Here is a 17,221-nt window from a genome sequence, read left to right as displayed (position 1 = left end):
GAGGATCTGCCATTCTTCTGAAAAGGGCGATTAACAGTTGCGGGAATCTTCACAACACGCCTGCTAGTGGCTGGTTTTCGCCATGGGTTTAGCAGCAGCGTGATGATTCTCTTGGGAGGTGGGGCGGGGTTGGATGACGCCATAGCCCCCATGATTCCGTTCATAGACCACGTTGATTTCTCCCGTATCGCGATTGCGGAAGACGTAGAAGTCGTGATCCACCATTTCTAAGTGCTCAAGGGCTTCTTGGATCGTCATCGGCGGCATGGCAAAGTATTTCATGCGCACCACTTGCTCGGGCAGTTGCGGTGTGCGATTGCCCAGCAAATCCGTCACCACTGCGGGTTCCACCACACTATTGGTATCTTTAGCGCGGGACTTGTCTTGACGTTTTTCTTTGAGTTTACGGAGTTTGCGCTCAATTTTATCAGCAACGAGATCAATACTGGCGTAGAGATTTTCACTGCTTTCTTCGGCGCGAATCACTGAGCCATTAACAAATAGGGTCACTTCAGCGGTTTGTTTCGGGGCTGTACTGCGGTTACGAGCTACGGAAAGATGCACATCAACTTCGTTAATCACATTCTGGAAATGACTGGTGGCTCGCTCAATTTTTTGGTTCACATAGTTGCGAATGCCATCCGTAATATCAATGTTTTTACCGTGAATCACTAGCCTCATAGGGTTGCCTCCCCTGAGCAAAACTAAATCTAAGGCTGATCTACCTCCACCCTAACATCTTCGTATCGGGGATTACAGGGCATCCTGAGGCTCTTCACCTTTATTTGTGTTCTGTGATAATTCTTATCCTCTAGCTCTTGACAATCTGGCACCCCCTATGAAAACTGCCCTCGGTTGGCATTGTGCCTTGGGGATCATCCCCTACCGCGATGCTTGGCGCTGGCAACAGCAACTGGTGGCGGAGCGCTGCCACAATCCCACTGCCCGAGATGTCCTGCTCACCTTGGAGCACCCCCCCATCTATACCCTTGGCCAGGGAGCAACCACCACCCACATTCACTTTGATCCCGTGGCTACGGGCATTGAGGTCTTGCGCATTGAGCGGGGGGGCGATGTCACCTACCACTGCCCCGGTCAATTGGTCGCCTACCCGATTTTGAATTTACGCCGCCACTGCTGCGATTTGCATTGGTATCTCCACCAGTTGGAGGAAGTAGTGATTCAAACCCTAGGACACTATGGCATTAAAGGGGAGCGCGTTGCTGGCCTGACGGGTGTTTGGGTAGGGGGGTACAAGGTGGCGGCGATTGGGATCAAGGTAACCCGCTGGATTACCTTCCACGGCATTGCCCTCAATGTGGTGAACGATCTAAAGGGCTTTGGTCGCATTGTTCCCTGTGGCATTGGCGATCGCCCCGTCGGGAACCTACGGCAGTTTTGCGCCGACATTACGTTAGAGGAGGTGCGCCAGCAGTTTGTTGCTGCCTTTGGCCGTGTTTTTGCCCTCGAGTTTGCCCCCAAAGCCCTTGCCGATCTCCTGATCCCCGTCTCTAGTTGACAAAGTTTAATCTTTACTTCAGGAATCGGCTGTTATGAATTGGCAACTTTCGGGGCACAATTTAAGTCTAAGTAGATTAGGATACAGGCCAACTCCCTCTCACCTGCTAAGCTAACGCCATACAAACCTCAGCTTTATCAGTGCGAGTCGTCATCTTCATTGCGATAAACCTTTTATCTACATTTTCCTTGCCAAATACTGTTTAAAATCTGTGCTGCTATGATGAACTCCGCTTCCAAAACCCCATCCCCTACACCCACTGTGAGCACCGATATGGTGCGCACCTACCTACAGGAAATTGGGCGTGTGCCGCTGCTAACCCATGAACAGGAAATTATTCTGGGTAAACAGGTGCAGCAAATGATGGCATTGCGGGAAAAACGCGAGGCTCTCACCAAGGAACTGGGACGTGAACCAACCTTTGAAAAATGGGCGGCGGCCTGTAATCTCACGCCGACGGAATTGCGCAATCTCCTCAAGCGCGGCGAACGCGCCAAGCAAAAAATGATTGAAGCCAACCTACGGCTGGTGGTTTCGGTGGCCAAGAAGTATCAAAAACGCAACCTTGAATTGCTGGACTTGGTGCAAGAGGGCACCCTTGGCCTTGAACGTGGTGTGGAAAAGTTTGATCCCACGCGGGGCTACAAGTTCTCTACCTATGCCTACTGGTGGATTCGTCAGGCCATTACGCGGGCGATCGCCCAACAGGCGCGGACAATTCGGTTACCCATCCACATCACTGAGAAGCTGAACAAGATCAAACGCACCCAACGCGAACTGGCGCAAAAGTTGGGACGGAGTGCGACTCCTGCTGAGGTGGCAGCAGCCCTAGAACTCGAACCGGAGCAAATCCGTGAATACCTGACCCTTGCGCGCCAGCCCGTTTCCCTTGATCTGCGCGTCGGGGATAATCAGGACACTGAACTCGGTGAACTGCTCGAGGATGACAGTCTTTCGCCAGAGCAATTTACTACAGTGGAGTCCCTCCGCGATGATGTCAACCTGTGGCTAGCGGAACTCACCCCGCAACAACGGCAAGTACTCACCCTGCGCTATGGCCTGGCGGATGGTCAAGAACTGTCCCTTGCCAAGGTGGGTGAGCAACTCAACCTCAGCCGTGAACGGGTGCGGCAACTGGAGCGGCAAGCCCTCGATCACTTGCGGCGGCGGCGCCAGCAAATGTATGAATACTTGGCTAGCTAAGGCCTGGATTGAGGCACTTGACCTGCAACCCCATCCAGAGGGGGGCTATTTTCGTGAGGTCTATCGCTCCGCAGGGAGCATTCCCGCAGCGGCGTTGCCTTCAGGCTTTCAGGGGGGCGATCGCGTCTACTGTACAAGCATCTACTTTTTGCTCCCCTCCACGGCCTGTTCGCGACTGCACCGCATTGCCAGTGATGAACTGTGGCACTTTTACATAGGGAGTAGCCTCACGATTCATGTGATTCTACCGACGGGCGAGTATCAGGCCCTGCGCTTGGGGATGAATATCGATCAGGGGGAGCAATTGCAACAGGTGGTACCGGCAGGGGCATGGTTTGGAGCAACAGTGGATGCCCCAGACAGTTTTAGTCTTGTGGGTTGTACGGTCGCGCCAGGATTTGACTTTCGTGATTTTGAATTGGGCGATCGCCAGCAGTTGGCGCAGCAGTTTCCCCAACACCAGAGATTAATTGAACGCTTGACGCTCTAGACATTTTTAAACATTAAAGAGAGTTTGCAAACGGCGACGAATCCACTGCAAGGGGGGCAGGCTTTTGATGTCTTGGGAGTTCACAAGGCCGAGTTCTTGGAGAACCTGCTGTCGTGCCGCTAGCTCGTGGGCAATATCCTCCGCCAATTGGGGTTGAGCTTGCAGCAGTCGCTGTACTGCTGAACGATGCACGACAAATAGAACTGTTTCTTCCAAGGCTCGCACCGTGGCCGATCGCGGCATCCCCGTCAGCACAGCAATTTCACCAAAAAACTCCCCCTCATAGAGGGTGGCTAAAATCTGATTCAGGCGCTCAGAGCGGACTTCGACAGAACCCTCAAGGACAATGTAAAAGGCATCCCCCGGATCCCCCTCGCAGCAGATAATTTCCCCCACACCATAAAATTGGCGATTGCCCAACTCAATCAGCATTTGCAATTCCGCATTGGAGCAGCGGGAAAAGCAACTGATATTGCGCAGTAAATCCGCGAGGGAGGGTTCGGTTTTAGCCATTTCAGGAGCTGCTGGCTCAGTCACTGCCGAGGTTTCGGGCACACTGGCCACAGAACGGTGGTAGTAATGAGCCAAGGAGCGTAGTTCTCCCAAGTCGCGCAACCGCAGATCCAATTGGGGAAAGGGCACTTCAATCTGCCGCTGCCGTAATTCCTGCTCAATGAGAAAATTGAGGGCGCTTTTAATGGGTTCAGAATCTTGGGGGCGGTTAATCCACACCAGCAATTCAAAGAGGTAGGCATTCTCCCCAAAACCGCGAAACCAAACGCTGGGGGGTGGGGTTAGCAGGACGCGCGGATCCTGACGGGCGGCACTGAGGAGCGCTTCGGTGACCAGAACTGTATCACTGCCGTAGGCAACACTCACAGGGATATGGATACGGCTATCGGGGCTACCGTAACTCCAGTTGACGACGTTCTTTTCAATAAAGCGGTTGTTGGGGACAATCACATACTGGCTATCGTTGGTGCGGATAATCGTGGCGCGAATTGAGATTTTCTCGACGGTGCCCAGCAGGCCATCCACTTCAATAAAATCCCCCACTTTAATCGGATGTTCGAGCAAAATCGCTAAACCGCTAATAAAGTTACTGGCGAGGGTTTGCAAACCAAAACCAAAACCGATCCCCAAGACCCCCGCTAAAACCGTGAGGGAACTGAGGTCAATGCCCGCGGTTTGCAGGACAATAATAAAGCCAATAAAACTCAGGCTATAGCTAACCACACGGGTGATGGTTTCTTGGCTACCGCGATCCACCCGCAACTGCATGAGAATCCGCCTCTTGAGCCACTCGCTCACCCAGCGGGAGATAAAAATCACCGCGAGGGACAAAAAGAGAATTAGAAAGAGAAAGTTCAGCGTGACCTTGGTACGCCCCAACTCCATAAAGGGGGTGTTAAACACGACGGCCACCCGTTCGAGGAGAAACTGAATCGTGCTGTCAATGCGCTCATGCCAAGGGGAAAGACTTTGAACGGATTGCAGAATCCAAGATAAAACGAGTGCCCAGAGTAAAATGCGCAGCGTCAGGCGCAATAGACTAGCGCCAAGGGAGAGCCAAGGCTGGGATTGTTGGCTGGCTTTTTGGTCAAGCCGCTGTTGCAGTTGATGAATCCCCAAGTTCAGCAGGAGCTAGTCAGTAAGAATCGCAATGCCGACAATCCCCACAATTTGAGCCGCTTCAATGAACGCGACCCGCAGCCGTTGAGTTCGCGCCAGTTGAGCAATGAGAAGACTTGAAGGGGCTGCTGCTAAAAATAAACTGAGGTACTTAATCATGGTCCTAAAGATTGTGCGCGAGCGGCTTTAATGACTGCCACCACGTCGGCATGTTTCCCGTCCAGCGCCCACACCAAAGCTGTCCAAGAATTCTGATCCTTGGCGTTGAGATCTGCACCTGCTGCAATCAGTTGTTTAACTGTAGCCGTTTGTCCTTTGGCTGCTGCGGCCATTAAGGGGGTCAGACCAAAGGCCGTTTGAGCATTGACATTGGCACCGGCTGCTAGCAGTTTCTCCACAATGGCGGTATGTCCACCGCCGGCAGCAGCCATCAATGGTGTCCACCCCTCACTATCCCCTTGGTTGACATCGACGCCTGCGGCAATCAGGGCATTGACAATTTCAGTGTGCCCCAGTTCAGCTGCCAGTGCTAGCGCTTCTGTTTTCATCTCGATACCATTGGCGATCGCCTCTTGGACAGCGGTTAGGTCTCCTTGCTCAATGGCGGTTTCAATTGCTGTCATCTCCTGCCTCATTATCTGTAGCCTGCCTCTAATAAAGAAAAGATAATCTATCTAAGTTAAAATGAAGTTTGCATTGAGTTCAGGATCGCATGCAATGGATATTATCACGCTCGGTTGGGTGGGTGTTCTCAGTGTCTTTACGCTCTCGATCGCCTTTGTGGTCTGGGGTCGCCACGGCATGTAGCCACCTAGGACTGGGGCAATGACGGTTTCATTGGCGGATCTTCTGGTTCTGATAGCTTTGCTGCTGCTGATTGTCGTCACCGGCGGCATTGGCTATCTTACCTTTGCTGAGTGGCGCGATCGCCGGCGTCTGCAAGCGGAGCAAAAAGAACAACGACGGGGGCGCAAACGTTAATGGTTGCTCCTCTACGGCTTTTGGGCGATCGCCTCTTGAGTGCCCTGCAAACCGCACTTCCCCTAGATACCTATCCCGAGCCGCTCCTGCTGCCGGCCAGTCAAGCCAAATTTGGCGACTATCAATCCAATGTTTGCCTGAGCCTCGCCAAGCAGGTGGGCAAAGCGCCCCGTGAGCTAGCCCAAAAGGTGGTGGCACATCTCAATGTCGAGGATATTTGTCAACCTGTCGAAATTGCTGGCCCGGGCTTTCTCAATTTTCGTCTCAAGCCGGACTTTCTAGCGCGCAGCCTGCAAGCCGCTATCGGCAGCGATCGCCTGGGGATTCCGCCGGTGCGAGAGCCACGCCGGGTGGTGGTTGATTTTTCCAGCCCCAACATTGCCAAGGAAATGCACGTGGGTCACCTGCGCTCCACAATTATTGGTGACTGCATTGCCCGCATTCTTGAATTTCAAGGCCACGATGTCCTGCGGCTCAACCATGTGGGGGATTGGGGGACACAGTTTGGCATGCTCATTGCCTACCTTGATGAGGTTTATCCCGACGCCCTCACCACCGCCAATGCCCTTGACTTGGGGGACTTGGTGACATTCTACAAAAAGGCTAAGCAACGCTTTGACAGCGATCCAAACTTTCAACAAAAGGCACGGCAGCAGGTGGTGGCGCTTCAGCAGGGGGAAGAACACAGTCGCCGCGCTTGGCAACTTCTGTGTGAGCAATCCCGCCGCGAGTTTCAAAAGATCTACGATCTGCTGGATATTCAACTCACTGAGCGCGGGGAATCCTTCTACAATCCCTTTTTGCCGGCGGTGATTGAGGACTTGGCGGCTCTCGGCCTCTTAGTGGAAGATCAGGGGGCAAAGGTCGTCTTTTTAGAGGGTTTCACAAATAAAGAGGGGCAACCCCAACCCTTGATTATTCAGAAGTCCGATGGTGGCTACAACTACGCAACCACGGATTTAGCTGCCCTGCGCTATCGCATTGAAAAGGATCAAGCGGACTGGATTATTTACGTCACCGATGTTGGGCAGTCCACCCACTTTGCCCAAGTCTTTCAGGTGGCGCAGCGCGCAGGTTGGGTGCCGCCCCATGTCACGTTAACCCATGTCCCTTTTGGTTTGGTGCTGGGGGAAGATGGCAAACGCTTGAAAACTCGTTCTGGGGAAACAATTCGTCTGATGGATTTGCTGACGGAGGCGATCGCCCGCAGTCGAGCGGATTTAGAACAACGCCTTGCCACTGAAGGCCGTAGCGAATCTCCAGAATTCATTGACACCGTGGCACGGGTAATCGGCATCGGTGCTGTCAAATACGCAGATCTCAGCCAAAACCGCAACAGTAACTACGTCTTTAGCTACGACAAGATGCTCTCCCTACAGGGGAACACCGCTCCCTACCTCCTCTATGCCTATGTGCGTGTTCAAGGCCTGACACGACGCGGCGACATTGATTGGCGTAGCCTCTCACCAGATACCCCCTTATTCCTAGAGGATGACACCGAGCAAAACCTGGCCAAGCACCTCGTGCAACTAGAGGAAACCCTTGACCTTGTGAGCGCTGAGCTATTGCCTAACCGCCTCTGCCAATACCTCTTTGAACTGAGCCAGCTTTTCAACCAGTTCTACGATCGCTGCCCTATCCTCTCGGCGACTGAGCCAACAAAGCAATCCCGTCTAACCCTTGCCTATCTCACTGCCCAAACGCTGAAACAAGGACTCTCCCTACTAGGGATTCAGGTTTTGGACCGGCTTTAGAGCCTTCTCGCTATCCTGAGGCACAGCACCAGTGTTGTTTCTGGAATTTTCTAGAGTGTGGGAGGCCGCTTCTCCAGTCTCTTACGGGCAGTTATCTTCTTGCTGACATGGCCGCATATCTACCTCCTGCAGTTTTATTTTTGGCTATTTCACCGTGAGTTGCCTAGCAAGCTAAAACGGGGGGTATCATGGCAGGGATGGCAGCGGTTGACCGTGGTGGGAAATTCCCTGATGTGCTTTGAGTTGAGCTATCCCTGGGGTCAGTGGGAAGCAAAGCGTTAATTCTCTTCACGGTGTTGAGCGTGTTCTATTCATGGGAAAAGGACTGTAAGATACATTGGTTGTTTGTGCGGTCGCGGCAGCGCAATGATTAAAAATGATATTTGGATTCGGGCCATGGCGGCTCAGGGGATGATTCAGCCTTTTGAACCGGCACTGGTGCGGCGGGTGGCTGAGCAGCCCGTGATTAGTTTTGGTCTTTCTTCCTACGGTTACGATATTCGCCTCAGCCCCAAGGAGTTTCGCATCTTTCGCCATGTGCCCGGGACAGTGGTGGATCCCAAAAACTTTAATCCTGCGAATCTGGAATCTGTGCCCCTCCATGAAGATGCCAATGGTGCCTTCTTTATTTTGCCCGCCCATTCCTACGGCCTTGGGGTGGCGCTAGAACGCCTACAGGTACCTGAAAATGTCACAGTTCTGTGTATTGGTAAAAGCTCCTATGCCCGCGCGGGGATTATTGCCAACTTGACACCGGCAGAAGCGGGCTGGCGAGGCCATCTGACCTTGGAATTCTCCAATTCATCTAGTGCCGACTGTCGCATCTACGCCAATGAAGGAGTTGTGCAATTGCTCTTTTTTGAGGGCGAACCCTGTGATGTGAGTTATGAAGCACGGCGGGGCAAATACCAAGATCAGCCGGAGGCCGTCACATTGGCGCGGGTTTGAGTCAGTTGCTGCAACAGCCGTTGGGGTCCGTGGTATCCCCATTGATAGCCTTGCTGAAGATAGGGGTCTAGGCGGCGGCGAATCTGTTGGTAGCCCCAGAAGATCACTCCCCCCTGGAGGACAAGATTGGTATTGACTCCCCAGAGTTCACTGCCAAAGGTCAAGCCTTGCCAACTGGAGAGATAAATCGCCGCATACCACAGTAAGACAAACTGACTCAGACTCCCAAACGCAGGTAGAGGAAAGGGCACGGCATAGGCTTGGCATGCTTTGCGGATATAGGCAAGGGTACTGATCATCGCCAGCACGACATCAAAAAATCCCCCCGGCAGCAGCAGGCTACCCACCATCTGTGCGGTTAACCAAGACCATGCCGACGTGTCTTGCGTGCCAAGGGCTGCCCCGAGGCTCTGTTCAACTTGACTGGCTTGTTGGAGAATTCGCAGGGCACGGGCTTGGGCAGCCTCCTGTTGTAGCCACTGCTGAAGAAGCTGTCGCAGTTCTGGAATGCCTTGACCCGTTGTACTGCTCACAGCAATGCCTTCGGCCATTGGCGGGTAGAGATCTGCCTTGGTGAGAATGAGCTTGTAGGGAATCCTAAGGGTGTTGAGGCGATTCCGAGCTTGGCATTCAACGGCAGTGAGGCTGTCTTGGGTCACAAAAAGGACGAGATCGGCAGTCTCAACGGCACTCCATGTCATGCCTTCCCGGTCACTACCCGCCACTTCATCCAGCCCGGGGGTATCTGTGAGATCGACGATTTGATCCTGACAGTGCCAGCGAACTGTTCGCGGCCATTGAGTCGTGCCATGAATGGGGCCCACGGGAAAAATCGCTTCGCCATAGAGGGCATTCAAAAGGGCGGACTTGCCGCGGCTCACTTGACCCAAGACGACAATGTGCCATGCGCTCTGGTGGAGGCGATCGCGCAACTCATAGAGGGACTGCCATTGGGCACTCAATTGCGGATGGTGCACCTGGTGCCACGCGAGGAGTTCCTCTAGACATTTGGCCGTTATGTCTAGAATAGGGAGGCTACTCACGGCGAAAGAGTGACCAATTGGAGGCCACCACTAAAGCAACCGCAGCAATTAAGACAACAGGCAAGGGAATTACCCACTGTCGGAGGTGTAATACGGCTTCGCTGAGCAGGAAGAAAATAATAAAGCTGGCGATCGCAATCTCCATAGGCTATAGGCTAGCGACGGCGAGTCGGTTCTTCTAAAAAGAAAGCCTTTTCACCATTGGGCAAGGTGGCATCGCGGAATGTCCGCACCCGTGCTAGGCGATCGCGCCCCCCGAGAATCGCATCCCCTAACTTCGCCCCCACGAGAATGGCTCGATCCAAACGGGTAAGGAGTAGGCTTACCCCGCTGAGGTTGGCATTGGTGAGATTGGCCTTCGTTAAATCAGCGTTATTGAGGATAGCACCGCTCAGGTTGGCGCCGCTCAGGTTGGCACCGCGTAAATTGGCGGCATTGAGGTTTGCCCCCCGCAGATCCGCTCCCTGAAGATTCCGACCCCGCAAGCGGGCATAGCTGAGATCACAGTTGGGGCAGTTGCCCGTGCGCCGCAGTTGTTCTAAATGGGCTGGATTGGCGGCCCAAGCAGGGGTACTGACTAGAAGCAGGAACAGGGCAGGCACAACCTTGACAATCATCGCACTCTCTCACCGGTGTCTATACTGGACATCCTAACCTACGCAGGTTGTACCAGATTGTCTAGGCCATCCACCACCTTAGCCGAGAGAATCTTATCCCCTTGGCGCAGTTGCCGCAGGGTTTCTTCTCCCTCTACGACATAGCCAAAGACGGCATAGCGACCATCCAAGAGATTTAGACCAGCGGGCGTCAGTTCGGGTTCAAAGAGCAAAAAGAAAAATTGTGATGAGCCCCCATTGGGATCATCGTTGGGACGTGCTAAGGCGACGGTGCCATAGGCCGAGAAGGGGAGCACAGGATGTTCTAAGTAACGCCCTGCATCCTCAAGGGTGATGCCATAGAGGGGATACTTGTCGCCCTCCACCAGAATTTCAAGGGGAATGGCACGGTACTGCTGGGTTTTGGGGTCAATGAAGCCCACCTCTGGCCCTGGTGGATCGCCCGCTTGCAGCACATAGGATTCCTCAGCACGGGTAAAGGGCAGGCCATCGTAGAAGTGGCGTTGTACTAAGTCCACAAAGTTGCCAGCGGTCAGGGGGGCACTGTAGCCATCGACAACAATCGTCAGGTTCCCCTTGGTGGTTTCCATTTCCACAGTGGCACGGCCCAGCAATCGCGGCAGGTGCTCATAGCCCTTGGGAGGCGTATAGCTCACGTTTTGTACCATCATGGCCTCCAAGTCCCCCACCATATCGAGGGCGGCGGCTTTAGCGGGCAGGAGTTGGTTACGATCTTTGGCTTTGGCAGCTTCCTGAAGCGTATCGAGGGAGGTCTCTAACTCCGCCAAGAGGGCTTTGGCGGCCTCCTGTTTCTCGGCAGGGATACTGTTGAGGAGTTCATCGGCGCGATCGCGAACAAGGGCTTTCGCCTTGCTGATGTTGCTGGCAATTTTTGACCACTGTTTGCCGCGCACCCAAAAAGAGATCTGTTCCAGATCCTTTTGCAGTTCTCGTACCGTTGGATTGTCAATCGGTAAGGCCCAACGGAGCAGCGCTTTGGGATCGGTAATGGCATTCCCTTGGGGCAGGGCAGCAATTAACGGCTGTTCAACAGGCAGCGCGATCGCCAGCGGCGGCAGTAGGAAGGTTCCCCAGCAGAGGAGCAGGATCACCAGAAGAGCTAGCCAGCGTTTGCGTCGTTTCACCGTTTCTTCCCATGACTTCGTCTCCCCTCAGTGTATCGGACGGGGCGATCGCCCTCCAAGGGGGAGTTTTTCATTTTCCTTTCATTTTCCTAGGCATCCTGTGTTAGGCTGAGAATTATGAAAGAATTATGAAAGATTGCCAATCATGCGTGGTCTGAGTTGGTTATTGGTAGGAATTCTCTTGCTGGGCGGGTGTGCAGTCCCAGCCCCGGAGAATCGCCAAGAAACCCGCGCCACTCAAACCAATAGGGATGAACGCCCCTTAGTGCTGACCACGTTTACAGTCCTTGCGGATATGGCACAGCAGGTGGCGGGCGATCGCCTGCGGGTGGAGTCACTGATTAAACCGGGAGCGGAAGTCCACGGCTATGAATTTACCCCCAGTGACCTTGTGCGGGGACAGGAAGCCGCCCTCATTTTAGAAAATGGCCTTGGCCTCGAACGCTGGGGCGATCGCTTCTACAACAGCCTACCGAATGTGCCCCGCGTCACGCTCACAGAGGGGATTACCCCCATTCCCATTCAGGAGGGTGCCTACCGAGGACAACCCAACCCCCATGCCTGGATGTCGCCCCAAAATGCCCTGATTTATGTTGACAACATTCGCACAGCTCTCACAGACCTGGATCCTGCTGGCGCGCAAATCTATGCCGCCAACGCCGAAGCCTATAAAGCCCAAATTCGCGCCCTTGATCAAGAGCTACGTCAAGCCCTAGCAGCGCTCCCCGCCAACAAACGCTACATCGTTACCTGTGAAGGCGCCTTCTCCTACCTTGCGCGGGACTATGACCTTAAGGAAGTGTATCTCTGGCCAGTAAATGCTGATCAGGAGGGGACGCCGCGACAAATGACGCGGGTGATTGACATTGTGCGACGGCAACAGATTCCCGCTGTCTTTTGCGAAAGTACGGTTAAGGCAGGTTCGCAACAACAGGTGGCACGGGAGTCTGGCGCTACATTTGCCGGCATCTTTTATGTGGATTCCCTATCGCCCCCAGAGGGCAATGCCCCCACCTACCTTGGCCTACTCAAGTACAACATCAACACCCTTATTCGTGGTCTCACCGGGAGGATAGCTTCATGATTTCTAGCCCTGCCATTGATTTACAAGATGTGACGGTGGCCTATCATCATCATCTTGCCCTCCATGGGGTAACGCTGCAACTGCCCGCCGGCACGATCTGTGGGGTCGTGGGGATGAATGGTGCTGGTAAATCCACCCTTTTCAAGGCCATCATGGGGTTTGTCAAACTGATCCGAGGTCAGGTGCGCATTCATGGCTTACCCCGACAGCAGGTACAACGGCAGTCCCTTGTGGCCTATGTGCCCCAAAGTGAAGATGTAGATTGGCAGTTCCCCCTACGGATCTGGGATGTCGTGATGATGGGGCGCTATGGCAAAATGAACTGGCTGCGCCAACCCACAGCGCGCGATCGCCAGCGGGTACGGGAAAGCCTAGAGCAAGTGGAATTGTGGCCTCTGCGGCACCGCCAAATTGGCGAACTCTCCGGCGGACAAAAGAAGCGGATGTTCCTTGCCCGCGCCTTTGCCCAAGAAGCACAGGTGTTGCTCTTGGATGAACCCTTTGCGGGTGTGGATGTGAAAACGGAGAAACTGATGATTGATCTCCTCATGGCGGAGCGGGAGAAGGGGCACACGATTCTCATCTCCACCCACGATCTTGCCTCAATGACCACCTTTTGTGATCAGGTGGTGCTGGTGAACCGCGGCATTCTAGCCTATGGCCGCACCAGTGAGGTCTTTACCCCTGAAAATCTCTCGCGAGCCTTCGAGGGATCCCTGCGGATCCCCCGCCGCTGTGACTAGCCTCGACGAATCGGCGTGCCACAGGGATAGGTGGCTACAGGTGCTTCAGTGGGCAGGTCTTTCACCTTGTGCTGAAGTTGCGCTTGCAGGTAGAGCTGTTGGAGGCGTTCGACCATTTCGCCTCGGCGATCGTAGAGCCGTTTCAGGGGACGGGGTTGACAGCGATTGAGGCAGTAGGCAGTGAGGATGGGAAGAGCGATCGTGCTATCAGTGTAACAGACTACGGTATCCCGCAACCCTTGGGGATCCACCTTGCCCCAACTGACGGCTTCACTGGGCACCGCGCCCGAGAGACCGCCCGTATCCGGCCGCGCATCGGTAATCTGAATAAAGTAATCGTGCCCCCGTTCCTCTAATCCCAAAACCTCATGGATCTGTGGCTGGGTTTGCAGCAGGAAGTTTTTCGGACTTCCGCCACCAATAATGAGAGCGGCACTCTTGCCATTTCCCTCAGCGGCTTCGCGGGCAAAGTAGGCAATGGCGGCGGTTTCATTGACATCAATCGCAGGGTCAATGATGAGTTTCGACCCTTCGAGGGCGATCGCCGCCACATTCATACCAATGGAGCTATCCCCTGGAGAGGAGGTGTAAATGGGCACACCACACTCATAGGCCGTAGCCAAAAGACAGGAATGGGTTTGCCCCCGCTGGACTTCCAGTTCACGGACATAGCGCCCTAGGTAATAGTGAAACTCGGCTGTGCCCATGCGGCGTTGGAAGGTTTCACTGCGCAGCACTTGCCGCAAAAAGGCATCGGTTTCAAGGAGCACCTCGTAGTCAAAGATAATGTCATAGATGCGAATTTTGCTTTCCTTGCGCAGTTGCACATCATCGACAAAAGGATGTGCCGCATAGAGATCCATGCCGAGGGCATAGTGAATATCGTGGTAGAGGTTTGCCCCAGTGCTAATGATGTAATCGACAAATCCCGCCCGCACTAAAGGCGCCAAGGCTGAGATACCCAATCCCGTGGGGGTCATCGCCCCTGAGAGGCTGAGGCCAACCGTCACTTCTGGCTGGAAGACCCGTTGGCTCAGTAGTTGGCAGATTTCCCGCAAGCGTGCTGAATTGTAGGCCGTAAAGTATTTATCAATAAGTTCTGTTAATGTGATATTGTTGGGAATGGGTGCAGGGGTAATGGGAGTAGCAAATGCAGACATCGGTTGTTCCTCGCAAGCTAATTCCACAGCAGGGGCAGCCGCTCAGTCAGGAACATTCCTAACCGCAGCATGACTAAACCCGCTGAGGGGTGTCTAATTGGTTTGAGTTGTTAAAAACTTTAAAGTGTAGTAACAGTGATCAACACACTCAACACTTCTGATCGACCCAGTTCACACAGGGGTGAACACTTGCAGGCCGATCAGCTCATACTCGGTCCTTCGCAATTATCCACAACCGAGAGTGCAGGGATGGCTGCTCGCCGTTGGCGCAACCCCATTTCGAGATACCAAGTGGTGATGTTGGGATAGCCCATCAACGTCAATTGTTTCACTGTTGACAAGTTCCATGCCCTTACATTACGAGATCACTATAGCACTTCATTACCCAATTTGCCGTGCGCCTCGCCTATTCTGCTTTTGCTACTTGTTTCAGCGTCTTCCTCATTCTCTACGTTTTGCGAGGAATCGGTTGGCTGACAATGCTGCCGGGGGGAATTGTCTTGATCCTTGCAATTGCCAGTTGGTTTACGGGGCTTTGGTCGCTGCTCACCTTCTTGAAGCAGCGCTATTGACCCTTTGATGCCCTCGCTCTATGAGGCCACCGCCAGTTGGGGGAATTCTAGGGGCAGCGGTGGCAGGGGGACAGTCGTTGACGCGCTTGGCAGTAGAGCAGTACGAAACTGCGGTGAGTTTCCATGCCAAAACTCAGCCATAAAGGCAGTGGCGTTGTTGGTGACGACATTCACCACAGGGTGCAGGCCAAAAAACATGCCGCCAAAGGTAACGGCTAAATTGGGTAAAGAAATCAAGGCGACATTCTGATAGGTGCGCTCTAGGGCATCGCGGGCAATGGCCATACCACGGCCAAGGGCAGACCAGTCGCCGTCCAAGAGAACGACCACTTTGGCATTGGGGGCAAAGGTAGGGGGCTGCCAGCGAATCGATAGCCATGTGGGTTCAGGACAGGAGCAGGTTTCACCAAAGCTGATCCAGCCCACCCGCCGCCGCTGACCCACGAGATAGGCCTGAAGATCGGCGAGGCGATCGCTCGTGAAATCTGTGGTGCCCTCAAGGGGCGAGCCTTGATCTTGCAGCAAATAGATATGAAGGCCAAGCTGTCGCAATTGCTGAACCAGGATTTGTGCCTGTTGGGGCTGGGGAAGACCCGCGCGAGCATCAATCACCAAGCTCTCCAGTTGGGCCAGTTGCTCTAAAGTACCAGTGGTGGGTAAATAGATCCCCTGTTGCACAGCAAATACCTGCGCCGAGAGCATTACTGTCCGCAGCGACAGTTGCACACCACTGCCAAAGTCAAATTGGAGGGGGGCGATCGCCGGCCCGTAGGCACCCGTAGCCAGCCAGAGGGCACCACTGAGGGCAAGGGTTGGTAAGACTGCATGGCGGGCAAATTCCCCCTGTTGGTGGGCAAGGGCACTGTCATAGACCGGTTCAGTGTGTAGCAGATCCGTAATCAGACCAAGGCGCGTTTGCCAACCGGTGCGCATCACCCGCAGTTGAACCTGTCCCGTGAGAATTTGATAGCCTGCATAGAGGGCATCACCGGGGCGACAAACCCGTACCTGTCGGGAAGGTTCAAAATGGGCAGGCTCCACTTCCGCCAATCCAGCAACAACACTGCCATCTACTGGCACAACATCCCCCGGTCCCAACCAAAGGAGATCACCGGCTTGCAACTCCTGGCTTTCGATCCTGAGGGAATGCCCTTGACGTTCCACCGTCAGGTGTTCATAGTGAGCCATCAAAACACTGGGATATCGATGCAACTGTTGTCGTCGCTGGCGATCGCGCACATCTGCCCGTGCCCCGACCAACGTGGTCTTCAATGCAGGCGCTAAGAACTGGCCATTGACGGTATGCAGTGCCATCCAGAGGCTATCGAGCAAATCCACATTCGGGGGATGCCCCTGACGCATCTGATGCCCCACCCGCTGAAACCAAGGCCAAGCACTGGCCAAGACCGTAGCCCCAACAACCGCGAAGGGCAATTCCAAGGGCACACTGAGGAGCGAGACCCCCAGGGCCACCAAGGGCAGTCCCAAGCGTTCCCAATCGGTTTCAAGGCGAGCATCGGCCTCTACTTGTGCCTCGTAGTCTTCAAGGGCGATCGCATCCGCAGGAGCCGCACTATCCGGAAAGAGCTGCGGCATGGCCACCATTGTCTGTTCAAAACAATGATTCAAGCGTTCATAGACCGCTGCTTCATCAAGCAAATGGGGTTGATACTGCACCACCACTGTCGCCGCCTGAGGGTTAAGACGCACCCGCTCAACAATCGCCAAAGACTCCAGCAACTGCACCAATAACTCCCCATAGGCGGGATCTCGCTGCACACGCGGCACCCGAAAGCGCACTCGCCCTGTTGTGGCATGAACAATTTGCTGTTCCATAGCAGCTTGACAAATCAAAGTCATAACGACTACGCTTTAGGAAGCAACGTTATGTAGAGGACTCCACCATGCTACCCAACCGTGAAGGGCAACGTGTTCCCGAAGTCACCTTTCGCACCCGTGAAGGCGATCAATGGGTCAATGTGACCACCAATGATTTGTTCAATGGCAAAACCGTTGTTGTGTTTGCTTTGCCGGGTGCTTTCACCCCTACCTGTTCTTCAACCCATCTCCCCGGCTACAACGAATTGGCACCCCTATTTCGCGAATGCGGCGTGGATGACATCCTCTGCATTTCCGTTAATGATGCCTTTGTCATGAATGAGTGGGGCAAAACCCAGCAGGCGCAGAATGTGCGCCTCATTCCCGATGGTAATGGTGAGTTTACGGCCGGCATGGGAATGCTTGTCGTTGACTTCTCCCCTTCTTGAAAGAGAGAGGATTCCCAAAGGATGCTACGCAACGGGCTGCAGCCGCGTTGCTCCGCTTTTCCC

General features: G+C 54.1%; 21 protein-coding genes and 1 pseudogene. 11 read left to right on the top strand and 11 right to left on the bottom strand.

Translation table 11 applies throughout. The features are described 5' to 3' along the window. Nucleotides 1-63: 63 nt before the first annotated feature. Nucleotides 64-681 (bottom strand): ribosome-associated translation inhibitor RaiA, encoded by a 618-nt coding sequence (gene raiA / locus IGQ15_RS07995; RefSeq protein ID WP_297050570.1) that lies wholly within the window; start codon nt 679-681, stop codon nt 64-66. 157 nt (nt 682-838) lie between these two features. Between raiA and lipB the strand changes: the two genes are divergently transcribed. From lipB to IGQ15_RS07980, 3 genes are all read left to right on the top strand, one after another. After that, a complete protein-coding gene (gene lipB, locus IGQ15_RS07990; RefSeq protein WP_297050569.1) occupies nt 839-1,519 on the top strand; it encodes a lipoyl(octanoyl) transferase LipB in 681 nt (226 codons plus the stop codon). 219 nt (nt 1,520-1,738) lie between these two features. Continuing rightward, the gene (locus IGQ15_RS07985) at nt 1,739-2,722 is read left to right on the top strand and encodes an RNA polymerase sigma factor, RpoD/SigA family (protein WP_363315818.1); all 984 of its coding nucleotides are present in this window, start codon (nt 1,739-1,741) and stop codon (nt 2,720-2,722) included. Further along, complete coding sequence (locus IGQ15_RS07980) at nt 2,703-3,212, top strand: cupin domain-containing protein (RefSeq protein WP_297050563.1); 510 nt, start codon at nt 2,703-2,705, stop codon at nt 3,210-3,212. Before IGQ15_RS07985 ends, IGQ15_RS07980 begins: the two co-directional genes overlap by 20 nt. A gap of 6 nt (nt 3,213-3,218) precedes the next feature. Here the strand turns inward: IGQ15_RS07980 and IGQ15_RS07975 are convergent, their stop codons facing one another. Genes IGQ15_RS07975 through IGQ15_RS07965 form a run of 3 tightly spaced genes read right to left on the bottom strand, consistent with a single transcriptional unit; the run spans nt 3,219 to nt 5,467 of the window. Beyond that, complete coding sequence (locus tag IGQ15_RS07975) at nt 3,219-4,844, bottom strand: mechanosensitive ion channel domain-containing protein (RefSeq protein ID WP_297050562.1); 1,626 nt, start codon at nt 4,842-4,844, stop codon at nt 3,219-3,221. A gap of 12 nt (nt 4,845-4,856) precedes the next feature. Further along, entirely contained in the window at nt 4,857-5,003 is a 147-nt protein-coding gene (locus IGQ15_RS07970; RefSeq protein WP_297050560.1) for a hypothetical protein, read from the bottom strand. Continuing rightward, a complete protein-coding gene (locus IGQ15_RS07965) occupies nt 5,000-5,467 on the bottom strand; it encodes an ankyrin repeat domain-containing protein (protein ID WP_226971985.1) in 468 nt (155 codons plus the stop codon). The genes IGQ15_RS07970 and IGQ15_RS07965 overlap by 4 nt, the downstream gene beginning before the upstream one ends. Before the next feature lie 94 nt (nt 5,468-5,561). Here IGQ15_RS07965 and petN point away from each other — a divergent pair, with 94 nt between their 5' ends. From petN to dcd, 4 genes are all read left to right on the top strand, one after another. Beyond that, nucleotides 5,562-5,651: a cytochrome b6-f complex subunit PetN gene (gene petN, locus IGQ15_RS07960; RefSeq protein ID WP_011056671.1), complete on the top strand. Its 90-nt coding sequence runs from the start codon at nt 5,562-5,564 to the stop codon at nt 5,649-5,651. Between the two features lie 18 nt (nt 5,652-5,669). Then, nucleotides 5,670-5,825, top strand: a complete 156-nt coding sequence (locus tag IGQ15_RS07955) for a hypothetical protein (protein WP_297050556.1) — start codon at nt 5,670-5,672, stop codon at nt 5,823-5,825. Beyond that, entirely contained in the window at nt 5,825-7,579 is a 1,755-nt protein-coding gene (gene argS / locus IGQ15_RS07950) for an arginine--tRNA ligase (protein ID WP_297050554.1), read from the top strand. Before IGQ15_RS07955 ends, argS begins: the two co-directional genes overlap by 1 nt. 366 nt (nt 7,580-7,945) lie before the next feature. Then, a complete protein-coding gene (gene dcd / locus IGQ15_RS07945; RefSeq protein WP_297050551.1) occupies nt 7,946-8,527 on the top strand; it encodes a dCTP deaminase in 582 nt (193 codons plus the stop codon). Here dcd and IGQ15_RS07940 read toward each other — a convergent pair. From IGQ15_RS07940 to IGQ15_RS07925, 4 genes are read right to left on the bottom strand one after another with little or no spacing between them, the layout of a single operon-like run. Further along, complete coding sequence (locus tag IGQ15_RS07940; RefSeq protein WP_297050549.1) at nt 8,494-9,570, bottom strand: Era-like GTP-binding protein; 1,077 nt, start codon at nt 9,568-9,570, stop codon at nt 8,494-8,496. The two genes, dcd and IGQ15_RS07940, sit on opposite strands and share 34 nt — an antisense overlap. Further along, nucleotides 9,563-9,715, bottom strand: coding sequence for a hypothetical protein (locus IGQ15_RS07935; protein ID WP_297050547.1), 153 nt, complete (start codon nt 9,713-9,715; stop codon nt 9,563-9,565). Before IGQ15_RS07935 ends, IGQ15_RS07940 begins: the two co-directional genes overlap by 8 nt. A 10-nt stretch (nt 9,716-9,725) precedes the next feature. Beyond that, entirely contained in the window at nt 9,726-10,187 is a 462-nt protein-coding gene (locus IGQ15_RS07930) for a pentapeptide repeat-containing protein (protein ID WP_297050546.1), read from the bottom strand. Nucleotides 10,188-10,225: 38 nt separating this feature from the next. Continuing rightward, nucleotides 10,226-11,266, bottom strand: coding sequence for a peptidylprolyl isomerase (locus IGQ15_RS07925; protein WP_363315819.1), 1,041 nt, complete (start codon nt 11,264-11,266; stop codon nt 10,226-10,228). A gap of 202 nt (nt 11,267-11,468) precedes the next feature. Between IGQ15_RS07925 and IGQ15_RS07920 the strand changes: the two genes are divergently transcribed. Together IGQ15_RS07920 and IGQ15_RS07915 are read left to right on the top strand one after the other, a co-directional pair. Continuing rightward, nucleotides 11,469-12,416, top strand: a complete 948-nt coding sequence (locus IGQ15_RS07920; protein WP_363315817.1) for a metal ABC transporter substrate-binding protein — start codon at nt 11,469-11,471, stop codon at nt 12,414-12,416. Continuing rightward, nucleotides 12,413-13,159: a metal ABC transporter ATP-binding protein gene (locus IGQ15_RS07915; RefSeq protein WP_297050540.1), complete on the top strand. Its 747-nt coding sequence runs from the start codon at nt 12,413-12,415 to the stop codon at nt 13,157-13,159. Before IGQ15_RS07920 ends, IGQ15_RS07915 begins: the two co-directional genes overlap by 4 nt. Here the strand turns inward: IGQ15_RS07915 and speY are convergent. Continuing rightward, nucleotides 13,156-14,319, bottom strand: a complete 1,164-nt coding sequence (speY, locus tag IGQ15_RS07910) for a deoxyhypusine synthase (RefSeq protein WP_297050538.1) — start codon at nt 14,317-14,319, stop codon at nt 13,156-13,158. The two genes, IGQ15_RS07915 and speY, sit on opposite strands and share 4 nt — an antisense overlap. A gap of 200 nt (nt 14,320-14,519) precedes the next feature. Next, entirely contained in the window at nt 14,520-14,651 is a 132-nt protein-coding gene (locus tag IGQ15_RS07905) for a hypothetical protein (RefSeq protein ID WP_255451698.1), read from the bottom strand. Nucleotides 14,652-14,714: 63 nt separating this feature from the next. Between IGQ15_RS07905 and IGQ15_RS07900 the strand changes: the two genes are divergently transcribed. Beyond that, nucleotides 14,715-14,891 carry a hypothetical protein gene (locus IGQ15_RS07900; protein ID WP_297050532.1) on the top strand — a complete coding sequence of 59 codons (177 nt, stop codon included), beginning with the start codon at nt 14,715-14,717 and terminating at the stop codon, nt 14,889-14,891. Between the two features lie 18 nt (nt 14,892-14,909). Here IGQ15_RS07900 and IGQ15_RS07895 read toward each other — a convergent pair whose 3' ends face one another. After that, nucleotides 14,910-16,727: an HMA2 domain-containing protein gene (locus IGQ15_RS07895; RefSeq protein WP_297050530.1), complete on the bottom strand. Its 1,818-nt coding sequence runs from the start codon at nt 16,725-16,727 to the stop codon at nt 14,910-14,912. Between the two features lie 68 nt (nt 16,728-16,795). On the opposite strand from IGQ15_RS07895, the pseudogene IGQ15_RS07890 reads away from it, so the two are divergent. Beyond that, a pseudogene (locus IGQ15_RS07890) lies at nt 16,796-17,137 on the top strand (redoxin family protein); the annotation flags it as partial. Nucleotides 17,138-17,221: the final 84 nt, after the last annotated feature.

This window comes from Thermosynechococcus sp. M98_K2018_005, from assembly GCF_015295825.1.
In the GTDB taxonomy this organism is placed as follows: domain Bacteria; phylum Cyanobacteriota; class Cyanobacteriia; order Thermosynechococcales; family Thermosynechococcaceae; genus Thermosynechococcus.
This window is presented reverse-complemented; position numbering and strand designations above follow the sequence as displayed.

Bases quoted from the DNA above. Each gene is read 5' to 3' on its own strand.
- lipB (WP_297050569.1), top strand. From the start codon at position 839: ATGAAAACTGCCCTCGGTTGGCATTGTGCCTTGGGGATCATCCCCTAC.
- IGQ15_RS07935 (WP_297050547.1), bottom strand. From the start codon at position 9,715: ATGGAGATTGCGATCGCCAGCTTTATTATTTTCTTCCTGCTCAGCGAA.
- IGQ15_RS07915 (WP_297050540.1), top strand. From the start codon at position 12,413: ATGATTTCTAGCCCTGCCATTGATTTACAAGATGTGACGGTGGCCTAT.
- dcd (WP_297050551.1), top strand. From the start codon at position 7,946: ATGATTAAAAATGATATTTGGATTCGGGCCATGGCGGCTCAGGGGATG.
- IGQ15_RS07895 (WP_297050530.1), bottom strand. From the start codon at position 16,727: ATGGAACAGCAAATTGTTCATGCCACAACAGGGCGAGTGCGCTTTCGG.
- IGQ15_RS07980 (WP_297050563.1), top strand. From the start codon at position 2,703: ATGAATACTTGGCTAGCTAAGGCCTGGATTGAGGCACTTGACCTGCAA.
- IGQ15_RS07930 (WP_297050546.1), bottom strand. From the start codon at position 10,187: ATGATTGTCAAGGTTGTGCCTGCCCTGTTCCTGCTTCTAGTCAGTACC.
- argS (WP_297050554.1), top strand. From the start codon at position 5,825: ATGGTTGCTCCTCTACGGCTTTTGGGCGATCGCCTCTTGAGTGCCCTG.
- IGQ15_RS07955 (WP_297050556.1), top strand. From the start codon at position 5,670: ATGACGGTTTCATTGGCGGATCTTCTGGTTCTGATAGCTTTGCTGCTG.
- raiA (WP_297050570.1), bottom strand. From the start codon at position 681: ATGAGGCTAGTGATTCACGGTAAAAACATTGATATTACGGATGGCATT.
- IGQ15_RS07965 (WP_226971985.1), bottom strand. From the start codon at position 5,467: ATGACAGCAATTGAAACCGCCATTGAGCAAGGAGACCTAACCGCTGTC.
- IGQ15_RS07970 (WP_297050560.1), bottom strand. From the start codon at position 5,003: ATGATTAAGTACCTCAGTTTATTTTTAGCAGCAGCCCCTTCAAGTCTT.
- IGQ15_RS07985 (WP_363315818.1), top strand. From the start codon at position 1,739: ATGATGAACTCCGCTTCCAAAACCCCATCCCCTACACCCACTGTGAGC.
- speY (WP_297050538.1), bottom strand. From the start codon at position 14,319: ATGTCTGCATTTGCTACTCCCATTACCCCTGCACCCATTCCCAACAAT.
- petN (WP_011056671.1), top strand. From the start codon at position 5,562: ATGGATATTATCACGCTCGGTTGGGTGGGTGTTCTCAGTGTCTTTACG.